Source organism: Cobetia sp. PS-4MA (assembly GCF_057670765.1).
On record NZ_CM173107.1, the window covers coordinates 2,023,689 to 2,039,172 of the forward strand.

14 protein-coding genes are annotated in these 15,484 nt (G+C 62.3%); 4 read left to right on the top strand and 10 right to left on the bottom strand.

Features of this window, described 5'->3' with window-relative positions:
• Nucleotides 1-45: 45 nt before the first annotated feature.
• Nucleotides 46-480 (bottom strand): OsmC family protein, encoded by a 435-nt coding sequence (locus AC26AR_RS08615; RefSeq protein ID WP_417331486.1) that lies wholly within the window; start codon nucleotides 478-480, stop codon nucleotides 46-48.
• Nucleotides 481-542: 62 nt separating this feature from the next.
• A complete protein-coding gene (locus AC26AR_RS08620; RefSeq protein WP_077375895.1) occupies nucleotides 543-734 on the bottom strand; it encodes a hypothetical protein in 192 nt (63 codons plus the stop codon).
• 272 nt (nucleotides 735-1,006) lie between these two features.
• Between AC26AR_RS08620 and ygfZ the strand changes: the two genes are divergently transcribed.
• A complete protein-coding gene (gene ygfZ / locus AC26AR_RS08625) occupies nucleotides 1,007-2,080 on the top strand; it encodes a CAF17-like 4Fe-4S cluster assembly/insertion protein YgfZ (RefSeq protein WP_488106741.1) in 1,074 nt (357 codons plus the stop codon).
• Between the two features lie 270 nt (nucleotides 2,081-2,350).
• Here ygfZ and AC26AR_RS08630 read toward each other — a convergent pair whose 3' ends face one another.
• The 5 genes from AC26AR_RS08630 to AC26AR_RS08650 form a co-directional block, all read right to left on the bottom strand.
• Nucleotides 2,351-5,119 carry an EAL domain-containing protein gene (locus AC26AR_RS08630; protein ID WP_488106742.1) on the bottom strand — a complete coding sequence of 923 codons (2,769 nt, stop codon included), beginning with the start codon at nucleotides 5,117-5,119 and terminating at the stop codon, nucleotides 2,351-2,353.
• Nucleotides 5,120-5,240: 121 nt separating this feature from the next.
• Nucleotides 5,241-6,008, bottom strand: a complete 768-nt coding sequence (locus AC26AR_RS08635) for a TatD family hydrolase (RefSeq protein ID WP_404627088.1) — start codon at nucleotides 6,006-6,008, stop codon at nucleotides 5,241-5,243.
• 135 nt (nucleotides 6,009-6,143) lie between these two features.
• Nucleotides 6,144-6,626 (bottom strand): large conductance mechanosensitive channel protein MscL, encoded by a 483-nt coding sequence (mscL, locus tag AC26AR_RS08640; RefSeq protein WP_404627090.1) that lies wholly within the window; start codon nucleotides 6,624-6,626, stop codon nucleotides 6,144-6,146.
• Nucleotides 6,627-6,955: 329 nt separating this feature from the next.
• Nucleotides 6,956-8,545, bottom strand: a complete 1,590-nt coding sequence (locus tag AC26AR_RS08645; RefSeq protein ID WP_077375880.1) for a peptide chain release factor 3 — start codon at nucleotides 8,543-8,545, stop codon at nucleotides 6,956-6,958.
• Between the two features lie 132 nt (nucleotides 8,546-8,677).
• Complete coding sequence (locus AC26AR_RS08650) at nucleotides 8,678-9,508, bottom strand: helix-turn-helix domain-containing protein (RefSeq protein WP_191237107.1); 831 nt, start codon at nucleotides 9,506-9,508, stop codon at nucleotides 8,678-8,680.
• 204 nt (nucleotides 9,509-9,712) lie between these two features.
• Here AC26AR_RS08650 and AC26AR_RS08655 point away from each other — a divergent pair, with 204 nt between their 5' ends.
• Together AC26AR_RS08655 and AC26AR_RS08660 are read left to right on the top strand one after the other, a co-directional pair.
• On the top strand, nucleotides 9,713-11,197 hold the full coding sequence (locus AC26AR_RS08655) for a Na+/H+ antiporter NhaC family protein (protein ID WP_488106743.1): 1,485 nt from the start codon (nucleotides 9,713-9,715) through the stop codon (nucleotides 11,195-11,197).
• An 86-nt stretch (nucleotides 11,198-11,283) separates the two neighbouring features.
• A complete protein-coding gene (locus AC26AR_RS08660) occupies nucleotides 11,284-12,024 on the top strand; it encodes an aspartate/glutamate racemase family protein (RefSeq protein WP_279854638.1) in 741 nt (246 codons plus the stop codon).
• A 101-nt stretch (nucleotides 12,025-12,125) separates the two neighbouring features.
• On the opposite strand, the gene AC26AR_RS08665 is transcribed toward AC26AR_RS08660, so the two are convergent.
• Nucleotides 12,126-12,521 (bottom strand): MerR family transcriptional regulator, encoded by a 396-nt coding sequence (locus tag AC26AR_RS08665; RefSeq protein ID WP_191237110.1) that lies wholly within the window; start codon nucleotides 12,519-12,521, stop codon nucleotides 12,126-12,128.
• Between the two features lie 184 nt (nucleotides 12,522-12,705).
• On the opposite strand from AC26AR_RS08665, the gene AC26AR_RS08670 reads away from it, so the two are divergent.
• Nucleotides 12,706-13,488 (top strand): cation efflux transmembrane domain-containing protein, encoded by a 783-nt coding sequence (locus tag AC26AR_RS08670; RefSeq protein ID WP_488106744.1) that lies wholly within the window; start codon nucleotides 12,706-12,708, stop codon nucleotides 13,486-13,488.
• 139 nt (nucleotides 13,489-13,627) lie between these two features.
• Here AC26AR_RS08670 and maiA read toward each other — a convergent pair whose 3' ends face one another.
• The gene (gene maiA / locus AC26AR_RS08675; protein WP_488107894.1) at nucleotides 13,628-14,278 is read right to left on the bottom strand and encodes a maleylacetoacetate isomerase; all 651 of its coding nucleotides are present in this window, start codon (nucleotides 14,276-14,278) and stop codon (nucleotides 13,628-13,630) included.
• A 145-nt stretch (nucleotides 14,279-14,423) separates the two neighbouring features.
• Entirely contained in the window at nucleotides 14,424-15,443 is a 1,020-nt protein-coding gene (locus AC26AR_RS08680; RefSeq protein ID WP_488106745.1) for a fumarylacetoacetate hydrolase family protein, read from the bottom strand.
• Between the last annotated feature and the right edge of the window lie 41 nt (nucleotides 15,444-15,484).

Here is a 15,484-nt window from a genome sequence, read left to right on the forward strand (position 1 = left end):
CTTCAACTGACGGTGGCGGCCAGACTTGCGAAAGGACACCGCGCCCTACTCGGGTGATATCTCGCGACTCATCACACTGACCCGGGTGCTGGTCATCAGTCGATGGATGGGGCAACGCTCGGAAATCTCGAGCAGGCGCTGACGCGTCGCCTCATCGAGTTCCGCACCATCCTCGGCCTGGAAGTGCATGCTGACGCTCAGACGATACTCCGCGTTCTCACCTGCGCGACGCTCATCACTGTCATCACGGTCCACCGTGGTCACGATGGACGCGAGTGGCAGCCCCTTGCGCCGCGCATACATCAACACGGTGATCGACTTGCAGGCACCCAGCGAGAGATCAAAGTAGTCGTGCGGGTCCGGCGCACTGTCCTCGCCACCCACCACGGTGGGCACATCCACCAGCAGTTCCTCGAAGCTCGCGACCTGAACCCGATGGACGAAGCTGCCAGCCTTGCGGGTAATCACCTCGATGCTCATGCACTACCTCCTTGTCGTGGACTCTCGCGAGACGCATCCAAGCCTGCTGGCGAGCAGAGCGCTCACTTCACCTTGTAACCCGCCTTCTCGACGGTCTTGACCACGGCGTCATACCGCACCTGCCCTTCGACCTCGGCAAAGCCACGCCCGACCTCGGCCTCCTTGACCCCGTCCATCATCATCAAGGCAGTGGTGACCTTGTTGACATCCTTGACGCTCTCGACACCGATCAATGTAAGGGAAAAGCTGGCCATCTCGTGATTCCTGTCTCGCTGGATAAAAAGGATCGCAGGCGCGATCAAACCGCCAAGAATACCACGTTTGACGAGGGCTCCCCCATGCATGCCAGCGAGTCGCCTCAGGCTTTCATGCCAGTGGATGCCCCCGAAAGATGCCGTGTTGCCCTGCCGGGGGCTGACAGCTGACCACTGCCGCGTGACAATGCCTGCATCGAATGTACCGCTGGCAATTCTCAGGCATTGAACCGCCTGCGGCGGACCCCTCCTTTGCGACAGGATAGCGCGACATGACTGACTTCAAGACCCTGATGCAAGCCCACGGCTTTCACGCGACACAGGAGGGCAAGCTTGCCCCCGAGTCGCCGCTTGCCCCCGAGACCGATGGCGCCGGGAGTCTCACGCCCCTCTCCTGCTTCGAGGTACTCGCGGTCAATGGCGCGGATGGTGAGCGCTTTCTCCAGGGCCAGACCTCGCAGCAGCTTGCGCTGGTGGATGGCTCACTCGCTCCGTTGACCGCCTTCTGCACTCCCAAGGGGCGGATTCTGGCGATGGCCCAGCTGATGCGTCTCAGCGAGGATTGCCTGTGGCTGCTGATGCCGACGGGCACGGCGGAGCCCCTGCGCGCGCACCTTGCCAAGTTCGCGCCCTTCTACAAGGTGAGTCTCGAGGTCCGGGAGGATAGCGTGGTCGTGGGGCTCACGGGAGAGCCCGCCCTGACCCGGGCGGCCGAGCAACTGGGCGATGCTGCCTCCTCACAGCACACCGCGCTTGGCCCGCATGATTTCGCCATGCTGGCAACCCCGGATGCCGTGCTTGCCCGCCAGCCGGGGGCAGAGATGGCACGAGGCGTACTGGTCGGCTCTGATGCGCAGGTGACCCGACTCAGCCGTGCACTGTTCGATGGCGGCATCAATACCGGTGACGAGAATCACTGGGCGCGCGAGGACATTCGTGCCGGCCTGCAGTGGGTGGACTCGGAGCAGACGGATGCCTGGCTGCCGCAGATGCTCAACCTGGAAGCGCTGGCGGCCATCAGCTTCAAGAAGGGGTGCTATACCGGTCAGGAAGTCGTGGCCCGCGCCCACTTCCGTGGTCAGGTCAAGAAGCGCCTGCAGCGCCTGACGGCGGAGCCGGTCACTCCTCTGCCGCAGCCGGGCGGCAAGGTGGTCTCGCCAGAAGGCAAGGCCATGGGTGAGATCCTGCGGGTCGCCAACAATGCCGATGGCAGCCTGGAAGTGCTGGCGGTGGTGAGCCTGCGCGATGAGGAAGCCCCCCTGACCCTCGAGACTGGGGAGCCCTTGCACCGCGCCTCGCTGCCTTATCCGCTGGAGCGACGTGACCCGGAACAGCTCAAGGCGTGAACTTGAAGGCGTGAACTTGAAGACATGAGCTTGAAGGCATGAACTTGAAGACATGAGCTTGAAGACATGAGCACCAGGCAGCGCTGCCAGCCGTGACACGGACACCACGGCTGGCCTGGATAGCCACCTGCGGCGTCATGACAGACAGGCCCCGGCGAAGCGATTCGTCGGGGCCTGTCTGTATCAATGCCTGGCTGTATCAGAGGCTGACCTTTGCAGCATCCGGCTGAGTCGAGGCCTGGGCATCTCGAAGCGCGAGAGCCGAGACCGCTAGCCCATTTCGCCAGTGACGCTGGCCGGCAACCAGTGCTTGCCGGCCTTGAGATGCTGGATCAGTTGCTCGGACGGCAGGGGACGCGAGTAGAGATAGCCCTGATGAAGATGACAGCCGCGTGCCAGAAGCGCCGTGCGTTGCTCAGGGGTCTCGATACCCTCCGCCACCACGGCCAGATGGAAGGCCTCCCCCAGTCCCAGCATCGCATCAATCATCGCCCGCCCCTTGTCGGTATCCATCGCGACCACGAATTGCCGATCGATCTTCACCTTGTCGAACGGCAGTTGCTGCAATTGCGACAGGGACGAGTACCCGGTCCCGAAGTCATCAAGTGCCAGGGCGACACCCTGTGAGCGAATGCGCTGGAAGAGGATGGCCAGACTCTGGATATCTTCCGGCAGCTGACTCTCCACCAGCTCGATGGTCAGTTGGCGACACAGCTCAGGCCGTTGGAACAGCCTCTTGAGATCCGCCAGAAATCGCTCGTCCATCATGTGTCTGACCGTGACATTGACGCTGAGATGCAGCGCATGACCGGCGTCATGCACACGGATCAGGGTGGCAATGCTCTCCTTGATGACCCAGCGCCCCAAGGCCACATCGAGGTTGGCGGATTCGATGATCGGCATGAAGTCGCCGGAGCCCAGCAGACCATGCTCCGGATGCTGCCAACGCACCAGCGCCTCGGAAAGCACGAGGGATCCATCCCGTCCATCGACGATCGGCTGCAGATGAAGCCGCAGCTGGTCCTGCTGCAATCCCTCGACGAATTCCGCTTCGAGCTGCTTGAGACGCCTGACTTCTCGTTCGGCCTCTTCATCGAAGAAGTGCCACTCGCGATTGAGCTGAAGCGTGTCGTGCAATGCGCGCTCACAACGGTAGACCAGCGCATCCATCTGCTCACCATCCTCGGGAAAGCGACTGATGCCGAGGCTGGGCAGCAGATAGATATCCTCGCCGTTGAGCGACACCTTGTGACGTACCGCCACCAGCAGCATATCCAGCCAGCCGCAGATGCCGCCCCGCGCGGCCTCGAGCAGCCGTCGTGGCACCATGATCAAGAGACGATCCGTCTCCAGACGTGCGACATGGCCTGCTGTGCCCAGCAAGGGGTCCAGTCGACGTTGCAGCAACTCCAGCTGGCGATTGCCCGCCTCCGGCCCCGCATGCTCATAGAGCTCCTGCAGCCCGCCGATACGCAATGCCATCAGCACGAAACCATCAAGCCCCGAGACACGACCCAACTGATCGATACGCAGCTTGATCAAGCGCAGCATGCCTTCACGACTCAATAGCCCGGTGTCGGTATCCGTCTCGCGCTCCTGCAGCACCTGCTGCTGGAGCAGCAAGCGCTCCTGCTCCAGTCCACGAATGATCAAGGCATTCAGGGTTCTGTCCAGCACCGGCATCATCAGGCTTTCCTCCAGCGCCTGACCACGACTGGCGACCAGCAGCAGCTCGCTGCGACCGGGATGCGGCGAGACGGAATAGCCCAGCAGCTGGGTCGCCCCGAGACGCTGACACAGCAGCTGGGCACTCTCCTCGGTGGACGCGTCCACATTCGTGGCACGATTGGCCACGATCCGCCCGGCCGGCAATCGCCACAGAGGGTCACGCCGCAACGAGACACTGCTCAACCATTCCCGTTCATCACGACTCTCGACGATCAGATAGCCTGCATTGGGGTTGCCCACCTCGCGTCGATAGATGATGACTTCTGCTCCCGTCATCTCTCGTACCCGACGCAGATAGCCGGACAAGGTAGCCAAGGCGTGCTGGGGGTTGTGCGCTTCATGCGGCAATGCCAGAAACCGCTCGTTCAGGGCAAGATGCTGCTCAAGCTGAGCTTCACGCTGCAGGCCCTGCGCTGCCCAATCTCGACGACGGCGCTGATCGCGCCACAGCATGCCGCCTGTCGCGATACTCGCCAACACGATGACCAGACTCAAGGCGCCCAAGGGCGCTCCCAATTGCCTGAGCATCGCGGTGACGTCATCTGCATCCTGCCAGCAGGCCATGGCAGCATGCTCATCGAAGCGCTTCATGGCCGGCAGGTCGCTACAGACGAGAGCGGCTTCCCCGCTCATCTGGCGTGACTGACTGACGACTTCCAGCCTTTCCACTCCCAGGGAAGCGGATGATTCGCTGAGCAACTCCGGGCGCATGGGCACCCCGAACACCAGCATGCCCTGCTCCTCCCGTGAAGGAAGCGCGTCTTCATCCGCATAGAGCCCGTGCACGCCCACCAGCCAGGCCCGCCCGTTCAGCACCATCCAGGCGATGACGGATCGCGTCGGGGTCTGGCGAGCCTTCTCGATCAAGGGGGCCATGGCGCGGCGCCACGCAAGCGGCTGAGCCCCCTGCCAATCATCGGACTCAAGCCCCGGACGTCGCTCCTGCCAGACAGCGGCCTTGCCATTTCCTCTGATGGCCCCGACGAGATGGATCCCCGTATTGATCGAGAACTCGGGCCCGTACATGTAGTCCAGCCACTCAGGGTTCGGGGCAGGCAAACGCAGGAACTCCTCGGTGGCCTCTTGCCAATCACCATGCTCGCGCAACTGACCTTCCAGGGCTCGCTGGCTGGCCTGGGCCCACATGGTGACGCGCTGACGCGCCGCATCCTGCTCTCCTGCTCGCAGTTGCTGTATTTGACTGATACCCAGCCAGGCGGTGGCAAGAACAGAGGCAATCAGCAGAAGCGGTATCAGCCACAGACGATGGCGGGGCTCCCGGGGCGGGCCTTGCCTCAAGGAGGCGCGCACGGACTTGTCAGAATCCGGTCGCGGATGGGCAGACGTTCTACGAGGCATTGAGTTACCGATGATGACGCGATCTCCTGAATCCCGTGGCACAGTGCTGCCGAGGTGCTGAGTTCAGTCTAGATCAGGCGCTCAGTTGAAGAATACGCTGCACGGTGCGGCTGGTCGTCTCGCTGATGGCCTCCAGAGTGGACTCACGCAGCGATGCCACACTCCTTGCCACCTCCGCCACCCTGGCCGGTTCATTGCGTTGCCCCTGAAAGCCCTGCAACGGCATGTCGGGGCTGTCGGTCTCCAGCACGAAGCCATCCTCCGGCAGCGACGCCACGACTCCCCGCAGTTTGCGGGCACGCGGGTAGGTCACGCTGCCGCCCAGCCCCAGCACGAAACCGAGCTCGAGAAAGCGCTCAGCCTGAACCTGACTGCCCGCAAAGGCATGAATGATGCCGCCCCGGGTGAGGCGCGCGTTCTTGAGCCGCTTGGCCACTTCGTCATTGGCACGCACGCAATGCACGATGACAGGCAGGGAGAATTCGCGTGCCATGCTCAGCTGGGCCTCGAACAGCTGCCATTGGGCGTCATGATCGGCCAGTCGCGCATCGAAGCCGCATTCGCCCAACGCGACGATCTCGCCAGCATGCTGACCGAGGGCCTGATGAAGCTCCGCCAGCGCGCTCTCGCCATGCTCGGACAGAAAATAGGGATGCAGCCCCAGGGCACCGAAGATACGCGGGGATGACTGCACGAGTTCCAGCACGTCCGCGAAGCTGGCCACCGTGGTGGATGGCACCACGAACCTCGACACACTCTCATTCACGGCACGCGAGATGACCGCGTCACGATCCTGATCGAAGACGGGAAAATCCAGATGGCAATGGCTGTCGATCAACATGCAATATCCCGGTGATGGTCGTACTGCCATCGTGCTATATCAGCCAGTGACAGACAAACGAAGGGACCGGCCTGGTGGCCGGTCCCTTCGTTTGTCGATGTTGCTCTGTCAGCCATCGTGACTGGCAAAGCTGGCCTAGGTCGCCTCCACCGGCGCTACCGGCGCCAGCTCGGAGGTGCAATGACCACAACGGGTCGCCGCCAGCGGCACCTTGGAAAGACAGTACGGGCAGTCCTTGTCGGTGATCTCTTCCGGCGCTTCTTCGGCTTCCTTCTTGAGCTTGTTGATCTGACGGATCAACACGAAGACGGCCAGCGCCACCAGCGCGAAGCTGATGATGGCATTGATGAACAGTCCATAGTTCAGTGTCACGGCCCCCGCATCCCTCGCAGCCTCCAGACTGACATAGGGAGCCGCCTGAGCCCCTTCCTTGAGCACGAAGAAGAAGTTGGAGAAATCGACGCCCCCGATCAAGAGTCCGATCAAGGGATTGAGCATGTCACCCACCAGGCTCTTCACGATCAGCGTGAAAGCCCCCCCGATGATGATGCCCACCGCCATGTCGACGACATTGCCCTTGACCGCGAAATCGCGGAATTCCTTCATGAAACCGGCCATAGCCCCACCTCCTGATGATTGTTGTTGTCCTGTCGCGACCGACGCGTCCCTTTGGGTCATGCGTCTGTCAGGCCAAGGCATGCGCCCTGTGACTGCCTGCGTCGCTGGCCATCCCCATGTCTTTCGCAAGGGAGTATGCGGCCAAAGTCATCGATCTTGAGTTGGTGTGGCTAACGCTTGAGGACACGTTCAGCCCGAAAGCACGAACGCCGCCCCAAGGGGCGGCGCTCGTATCAATCCTGAATCGGTCAGGGGGCCTCGGAGATGGCCTCGTCAGGCACCAGAGCCACTCGGATGCGAGCCACTCGGGCATCCCCCCCTGAACCGTATCAATGCTCGCGGGTGGCGCGGAAGGTGATGTCCGGCCAACGCTCCTGCGTCAACTGCAGGTTGACGCGAGTCGGCGCGATGTAGGTCAGGAAGCCGCCGCCATCGTAGGCGAGATTGGCGCTGGCCTTGCGCTTGAAGTCCTCAAGCATCTTGGTGTCATCGCAATAGATCCAGCGCGCCGTCTGCACGTTCACCGCTTCATACATGCACTCGACCTTGTACTCTTCCTTCAGACGGTGAGCGACCACATCGAACTGCAGGGTGCCCACGGCGCCCACGATCAGGTCATTGTTGTCGAACGGCTGGAAGACCTGGGTCGCCCCCTCTTCGGAGAGCTGCTGAAGCCCTTTCTGCAGCGCCTTCATCTTCAGCGGGTCCTTCAGGCGTACCCGCTTGAACAGTTCCGGCGCGAAGTGAGGGATGCCGGTGAAGCGCATGTCTTCCCCCATGGTGAAGGTATCGCCGATCTGGATGGTGCCGTGGTTGTGCAGACCGATGATGTCACCCGGCCAGGCCTCTTCCACGTGGGAGCGGTCCGCCGCCATGAAGGTCAGGGCGTCAGGAATCTTGACGTCCTTGTTGATGCGCACGTGACGCATCTTCATGTTCTTCTCGTACTTGCCGGAACAGACGCGCAGGAAGGCCACGCGGTCACGGTGTTTCGGGTCCATGTTGGCCTGAATCTTGAACACGAAGCCGGTGAAGCGCTCGTCATGGGCCGTGACTTCACGGGTATCGGTATCACGCGACTGGGGCGGCGGCGCGTATTCGACGAAGCCATCCAGCATCTCGCGTACGCCGAAGTTGCCCATGGCGGTCCCGAAGTAGACCGGCGTCAGATCACCGCGACGATAGGCCTCGAGATCGAATTCGTGAGAGGCGCCGCGCACCAGCTCGACTTCCATGCTCAGTTCTTCGATGAGATCTTCGCCCAGCACTTCAATGGCTTCTGGGCTGTCGAGGCCCTTGATGCGCACGTCATCGGGGATGCGGTTGCCCTGGCCCTGCTTGTAGAGATGGATCTCGTCATTGAGCAGGTGATAGACCCCCTTGAAACCCTTGCCGACGCCGATCGGCCAGGTCATCGGGGCACACTGGATGTTGAGGACCGTCTCGACTTCATCCATCACCTCGATGGGATCACGCGTCTCGCGGTCCATCTTGTTGACGAAGGTCAGGATCGGCGTGGTGCGCAGGCGACAGACTTCCATCAGCTTGATGGTACGGTCCTCGACACCCTTGGCACCGTCAATGACCATCAGTGCCGAGTCGACGGCCGTCAGCGTCCGGTAGGTATCTTCCGAGAAGTCCTCGTGCCCGGGCGTATCCAGCAGATTGACCATGCGGTCCTTGTAGGGGAACTGCATCACGGAGGTGGTCACGGAGATGCCACGCTCCTGCTCCATCTTCATCCAGTCGGAGGTCGCGTGGCGATCGGCCCGCTTGCTCTTGACCGAGCCGGCCATCTGGATGGCATTCCCGAACAGCAGCAGCTTCTCGGTGATGGTGGTCTTGCCCGCATCCGGGTGAGAGATGATGGCAAATGTACGGCGAACATCCGCCGCCTTGGCAATCTGGGAATCTGACATGGGCTGAAAGGCATCCGGCTCGACGTGAGGCACGCCGCGCGCACTGTTAGGTGAATAGCAGAACGAAACGAATGGCGCGCATTGTAGCGGCTGGCGAGGCTCGGCAACAGAGGCGGGCGCGATCAGCGGCCTTCAGTCATCCTTGCGTGCGCGAAAATGCCAGGGTCCCTCGCCCACCGGCGCCTGGTCATTGAGGATCTCGTTGCGGATGGCATCCTCGATCTCGTCGCTGTCCAGGGGATAGAGACCGCATTGCTTCAGCGCGCAGCGAACCCGGATGTCACGCCCGAGATATTCGAGCAGCACGCGAGTACTGGCCGGCGTGCGATCACCGCTTGCCGATACCCCGATTCGCAGCCCCTTGAGGCGTGACACACGGCTGGTAAAGGTCGGGTAGAGAATGGTCTGGGTGATCTCATTGCCGGTCATCGACTCGTAGTCGGTCATGAAGATGCGATCGCTCAGATAGAACGCCATCCCCTGATACTTGCAATGTGACACGCCGACACCGGACGACTCGCGCTCGACCAGGCGCTCAAGACGCTGGTAATAGACACCATCCTCGCGCTGGATGATGGACACCAGTCCCCGCAGTATCCGCCCCGGCGACGACATCGACAGATAGTACTCATAGTAATGGCCTACATAGCGGCCCAACTCGGAGGCGCCCGAGCGTCTCAGCTGCGCCAGCGGCTCGCTCTCCACACGTGTGGCCTCACTCTCGCGCGGCTTGGGGCGCACCTGCACCAGACGCTGGAACTGACGATTGGGCAGCAGGATCTCGTGCTCCTCCACCCCGAAGAACTCACAGATCCGCCGCAGTGTATGTGCAGCGGGCCGGTATTGGCCGCTCAGGTATCGATTGAACTGTGGCCGACTGATCTCGAGCCGCCGACTCACCTCGGCGATGGATCGGTAGTAGCTGCACAGCAGCCGCAGATTGAGGGCCAGGTCTTCGTTCATGGGTCTGTCTCGCGCGGGATAGAGCCTCAGTCTACGCCGCCCACCCGCCATGACCCAGAGTGCGACAGGCGCAGCCTGCACCAGATAGTGCGTCTGAGTGCGCCACCTTGAGTCAGGTCGTCAAATTCCGCGGCTGACCAGCGAATGATGCAATGCAGAAGTCCCTCACACGCAGATAGTAATAACCATAAAAGAGGCTATCGCATGACTCCTGCATCCAAACTCACGTTCCACGGCGGGCCCTGGGTCTCGTTCCTGCCCATCCTGTGCTTCATCACCACAGCCATTTATGTAGCCACCAGCCTGGAGGAGCCGACCATCCAGGGCATGTGGGTCGGCATTCTCGCCGGCCTGCTGGTCACCTTCCTGTTTGCCCGTGACAAGTCTGTCTACAGCGACACCATCATGAAGGGCATGGCCAGCAAGGTGGCCATCGCCCCGGTGGCGGCGTGGATCTTTGCCGGCATCTTCGCCACGGTGCTGCGCTCCTCAGGACTGGTGGATGGCATTCTGTGGGCGGCCTATCACACCGGCGCCACCGGCACGGCCTTCCTCGTCGTGACCTTCCTCGCCTGCGCCCTGTTCGCTACTGCGGCAGGCACCGGCTTCGGCACCATCGCCGCGGGCATGGGCGTGCTCTATCCCGCGGGCGTCATGCTGGGAGCCGACCCGCTGTTGCTGGCAGGGGCCATCGTGGGCGGCGGTGCCTTCGGCGACAACCTGGCGCCCATCTCCGACACCACCATCTCCTCGGCGGCGAGTCAGGGCGCTGATATCGGTGGCGTGGTTCGTTCCCGACTGCCCTTCACGCTGGTGGCCGGCAGCATCACGCTGGTGGTGATGGTGCTGATCAGTCTGACGCAGCAAACAACGCCGCTGATCATCGCGCATGAACAGCTGGCCGAACACATGGACCCCAAGGGCCTGGTGATGTTGCTGCCCGCCCTGGCCGCCATCTACGTGGCCATGAAGAAAGGCGATGTGATCTTCGCCACCAGCGTGGGAATTCTGTCCGGCATGCTGGTGGCGATACTTACCGGCCTCAACACCCTGAGCGGTTTCGTGTCGGTCGAGAATGGTGCGCTGATCAATGGCGTGGCCGGCTGGATGGCAGACCTGTCGATTCTGGTGATCCTGCTGTCGGCGGGCATTCGTCTGATGCTCGATGGCGGTGGCAGTGAGAGGCTTATCAATGCGCTCAAAGGTGTCGTGCGCACACCGCGTGGCGCGGAAGCCTCCTCCGCCGGGCTCTCGCTGCTGATGTCCTCGCTGATGAGCATCAATGCCCCGGCGATCCTCGCGGTCGGCCTGTCCTACGCCAAACCGGTCGGTGAACGCTTCGGCCTGAGTCCTTACCGTCGCGCCAACATCATCGACAGCATGTCCTGCACCCTGGTCTATTCGCTGCCCTGGTCCGCCGCGCTGCTGTTCGCCTCCGGGCTGTCCGTGAAAGCCGCCGAAACCTTCCCCGGCGTGCCGGCCCTGATGCCGCTCGACCTGACGCCCTGGGTGCTCTACGCCTGGGTCCTGCTGGCCGTGATGAGTGTCTCCATCGCCACCGGCTGGGGCCGTCGTTTCAGCCCGGCAGGCCAGGCGAGCGTTCAGGACGAAGCTACCGGCAACACGCCCGCTGGGCGCTCCTCACTGTCAGCGTCAGCCCCAAGTTCAGTCTCAAGTTCAGCCAACTGATCTGCCCCTGACTGAGCTGCCCCTGACTGAGCTGCCCTCGACTGAACCTTCACTGCCTGCCCCGCAACAAGACGACGGACACCGCCATGCAAGATACTGAGCTGCGCCAACGCAACGTGATCGGCATCCTCACCGGCTCCGGCCCGGATGCCGGACTGGATCTCTGGAACAAGCTGCTGATCGCCAACAAGGCCCGCATCGGGCCTGACTATCGGGGAGATCTGGATGCCCCACACGTCCACCTGATCTCCCAGCCGGCGCTCGGGCTGTCCATGGAACTAGAGACTCATGACCAACAGGTGTGGGAGGCGCTGGCCGACAGCGCCCTCAAGCTCGCCGAGCATGTCGACTACTACGCCATCGCCTGCAATACGCTGAACTACTATCAGCCCCAGCTGGAGGCTCTGGCGCTGAATGTCCGGCTGGTGTCGTTCAGTGATGTCGTCATCGACAGGGTGCGGCGCGACGGCTTGAGCAAGGTGGCGCTGCTGGGCGCGAAGTCCGTGACGGACATGGGGGACTGGTCACCCTATCGGGCACTGACAGAGGTGGTGGAAGTCGAGGTACCCGCCGACCCACACCTGCTGCACCAGATCATCTATGACGTGAAGGCGCATGGCGGCGATGACCCGAGCGTGGTCCAGCGCTTTCATGCTCTGCTGGAGAGCCTGTCGGCAGACACCGTGCTGCTGGCCTGTACCGAGCTGCCACTGATTCCCGTCAACACCGTCAGCTCGTCAGACAACGACGCAGCCCCCGCCAAGACACTGATCGATGTCACGGAACTGGTCGCGGAGGAACTCGCTCGCAAGTCCTGCGGCGTCTGATCCTCCTTGCCCCCGCCTGAACCCGCCTGAACCCGCCTGAACCCGCCTGACCTCCAACCCGTGACCCAGCCCTGGCGATAGATGAACTGTCTGTCAGGGCCTTACTCCTCGACCTCGGACAGTGTCTCGACGATATGGCACTGTGCCATCACCCCGCCGGCACAGCAGTGCGTCAGGCGCTGCAACTCTTCTTCCATGACGGCGAGGTCACGCTGGCGCTTGCGCACCTCGGCCAGCTGCGCCTCGATACGCGCGTCTATCTGATCGCAAGGCAAGGACTGCTGGTCCGCCAGGCCCAGCAAGGCGCGGATGTCATCCAGCGAAAACCCCAGCCGCCGACAACGGCGAATGAAGGTCAAACGCCTGAGCTGTGCATTGCCATACTCACGATAGCCATTAGGCGCACGCCGCTGCGGGGCCAACAGCCCCTGCTTCTCGTAGTAGCGGATCGTCACCGCCTGGACATCAGACGCCTTGGCCAGTTGGCCGATGCCCATCGTCACCTCGCCGTGCGATGACGTGGACGATCCCCCTTTCCGTGTGAAATCTCTTGCGGTCATCGATGACTTCTCCTCTCGCCATGTGTTGCATGTCGATGCATCAACCATTTCATCAGCCGACTTGACCTTATAGTGACTATAACCTCCATGCTGTCATCAACACGACAGGAGGCCAAGACCCATGAAAAGCTGTTGCGAAAGCAAATCCGGCGAGCTGGCAGAGCTCAGAGCCTCACAGGGCAAGGTCCTGAAGATTCTGCTGGCGCTGAATGCCAGCATGTTCTTCGTCGAATTCACCGCGGCCTGGTGGCTGGGTTCCACCGCGCTGCTGGGGGATTCCCTCGACATGTTCGGCGATGCCAGCGTCTACGCCCTGACCCTCTACGTCCTGCACCGCAGTGTACGTGAACGCGCAATGAGCGCGCTGATCAAGGGCATCGTGATGCTGGCGCTGGGCCTGATCGTCCTTGGCGAAGCAGGCTATCAAGCCCTCAATGGAGTGGCACCGGCCGCCCACGGGATGGGCGCCTTCGCCCTGCTGGCGCTGGCTGTGAATCTCATCTGCTTCGGCCTGCTGTGGCGCTTCAAGTCGGATGATCTCAACATGCGCTCCACCTGGCTGTGTTCACGCAATGACATCATCGCCAATGTCTCAGTGTTCGGCGCTGCGATACTGGTGGGCTGGACGGGCTCTCGCTGGCCGGACGTGCTGCTGGGCGCTGCGATCGCCGCACTCTTCCTGCAATCCGCCTGGCAGGTGATTCGCGATGCACGAGTTGAGCTACGCGAGGCGAAACAGGCCACAGACGCGCAGGCATCAGATGAGCAGGCAGCCAGCGATCAGGCATCGTCCTGCGCCACCAGCAGCTGTTGTGCACCGCCCACAGCTGCCACCGTGGTCGAACAGTCCCCCGCCAGCGGCTGCTGTTCCGGCAAGGGCGGTGGTGAAAACCCCTCAACCTGACATGACTCAGGTGTCATTCCCGCCGCTCTGCCCAGCCACTGACATGCCCTCGAATGCCATCATCCGCGTGCAGTCCGCCTGAAACGACAGCGCCCCGTCGAGCTCGACGGGGCGCTTTAGTGTCTGGATATCGCCAGGGTCAGGGGGCCGGACAGTCGGGTTGACGCTCAGGATGCGCCTTCTGGAAAGCGTCCAGTGACTGGCAGGCCGCCTCGATGGCCAGAATCCTCGGGTAGTCCTCGAGTTCACACTCGAAGCGGCGCGCATTGTAGAGCTGGGGCATCAGGCAGGCATCCGCCATGCCCGGGCTATCGCCATGGCAGAAACGCCCTGCACTTTCCGCCAGCATCACTTCCAGACGCGCGAAGCCCTCGGCCACCCAGTGGCGGTACCACTCAAGGCGCTGCGCCTGGGTGACCTCAAGGCGATCTGTCAGATAATTGAGCACGCGCGGATTGTTGAGCGGATGCATCTCGCAGGCCATGAACTGGCACAGTGAGCGCACCTTCGCACGCGCCTCCGGCGCTGAGGGCAGCAGCGCCGGGGCGGGCCAGCGCTCCTCCAGATATTCCATGATCGCGAGCGACTGGGTCAGGGCCGCAGGTGTTTCCGTATCTCCCACCATCAGGGTCGGCACCAGCCCCTGGGGATTGATGGCCAGATACTCCTCGCTGCGCTGTTCGCCCTTGAGCAGGTTGACCGGCACCTGAGCGACCTCAATCCCCTTGAGCGCCAGCGCGATTCTTACTCGATAGCTAGTAGATGAACGGTAATAGCCATACAGGCTCATTGAACTCATGCTGCACTCCCCTGTGACGCGGTTGGAAGCCGGCCGCTCCTCCGCACTGCCTCGCACCCAGTTGGCTTGAAGCTTACCGGCACACGACGTCTTCCCGAGACGTGTCTCTGAGAAGTTCTACCTGATGAGGCCGCCTTCAGGCGTCCAACGGCGTCACCTGCTGATCAATGGCGCCGAAGATGCTCTGGCCATCGCGATCGAACATCTCAATGCGGATACGATCACCGAAACGCATGAAGGGCGTGCGAATCTCATCGAACAGGATCTTCTCGACCATGCGCACCTCCGCCAGACAGCTGTAGCCCACGCCCCCTTCGCTGATCGGCTTGCCGGGCCCGCCATCCTTGCCGGGATTGGATACGGTACCGGAACCGATGATCGCGCCGGCCCCCAGCGGGCGAGTCTTGGCGGCATGCGCCACCAGCTGCGGGAAACTGAAGATCATGTCTGGCCCGGACTCTGGCTCTCCGAACGTCTCACCATTGAGATGCACGCTCAGCGGCAGATGCACGCGCCCCTGCTGCCAGGCATCCCCCAGCTCATCCGGCGTCACGGCGATGGGCGAGAAGCTAGACGACGGCTTGGCCTGGAAGAAGCCGAAGCCCTTGGCCAGCTCGCCGGGGATCAACCCACGCAGACTGACGTCATTGACCAGCATCACAAGGCGGATGTGGCTCTCGGCCTGCTCCGGACTGACCTGCATCGGCACATCGTCGGTAATGACGGCGATCTCGCCTTCGAAATCGATGCCATGCTCCTCACTGACACACACGATATCGGCGTTGGGGGCCAGGAAGCTGTCGCTGCCGCCCTGATACATCAGCGGGTCGTGCCAGAAGGTCTCGGGCATCTCGGCGCCGCGTGCCTGACGAACCAGTTGCACATGATTCAGATACGCCGAGCCATCCGCCCATTGATAAGCGCGTGGCAGCGGCGAATGCAGAGTCTTCATGTCCAGATCGAACGCATCAGCCAAGGTGCCATCATTGAGCGCTGCGTAACGCTTCTCGAGCGCTGGCGCCAGCGAGGCCCATTCCTCCAGCAGCGCCTGCAAGGTGGTGGCGACATCCGCGACCTTCACGGCGCGGGTCAGATCACGGGAGACCAGCAGCAGTGTTCCATCGCGGGAACCATCCTGGTGAGTGGCGAATTTCATGACTGCCTCCTTGAGAAGCTTGAGGGATGAAAGAACGTGGG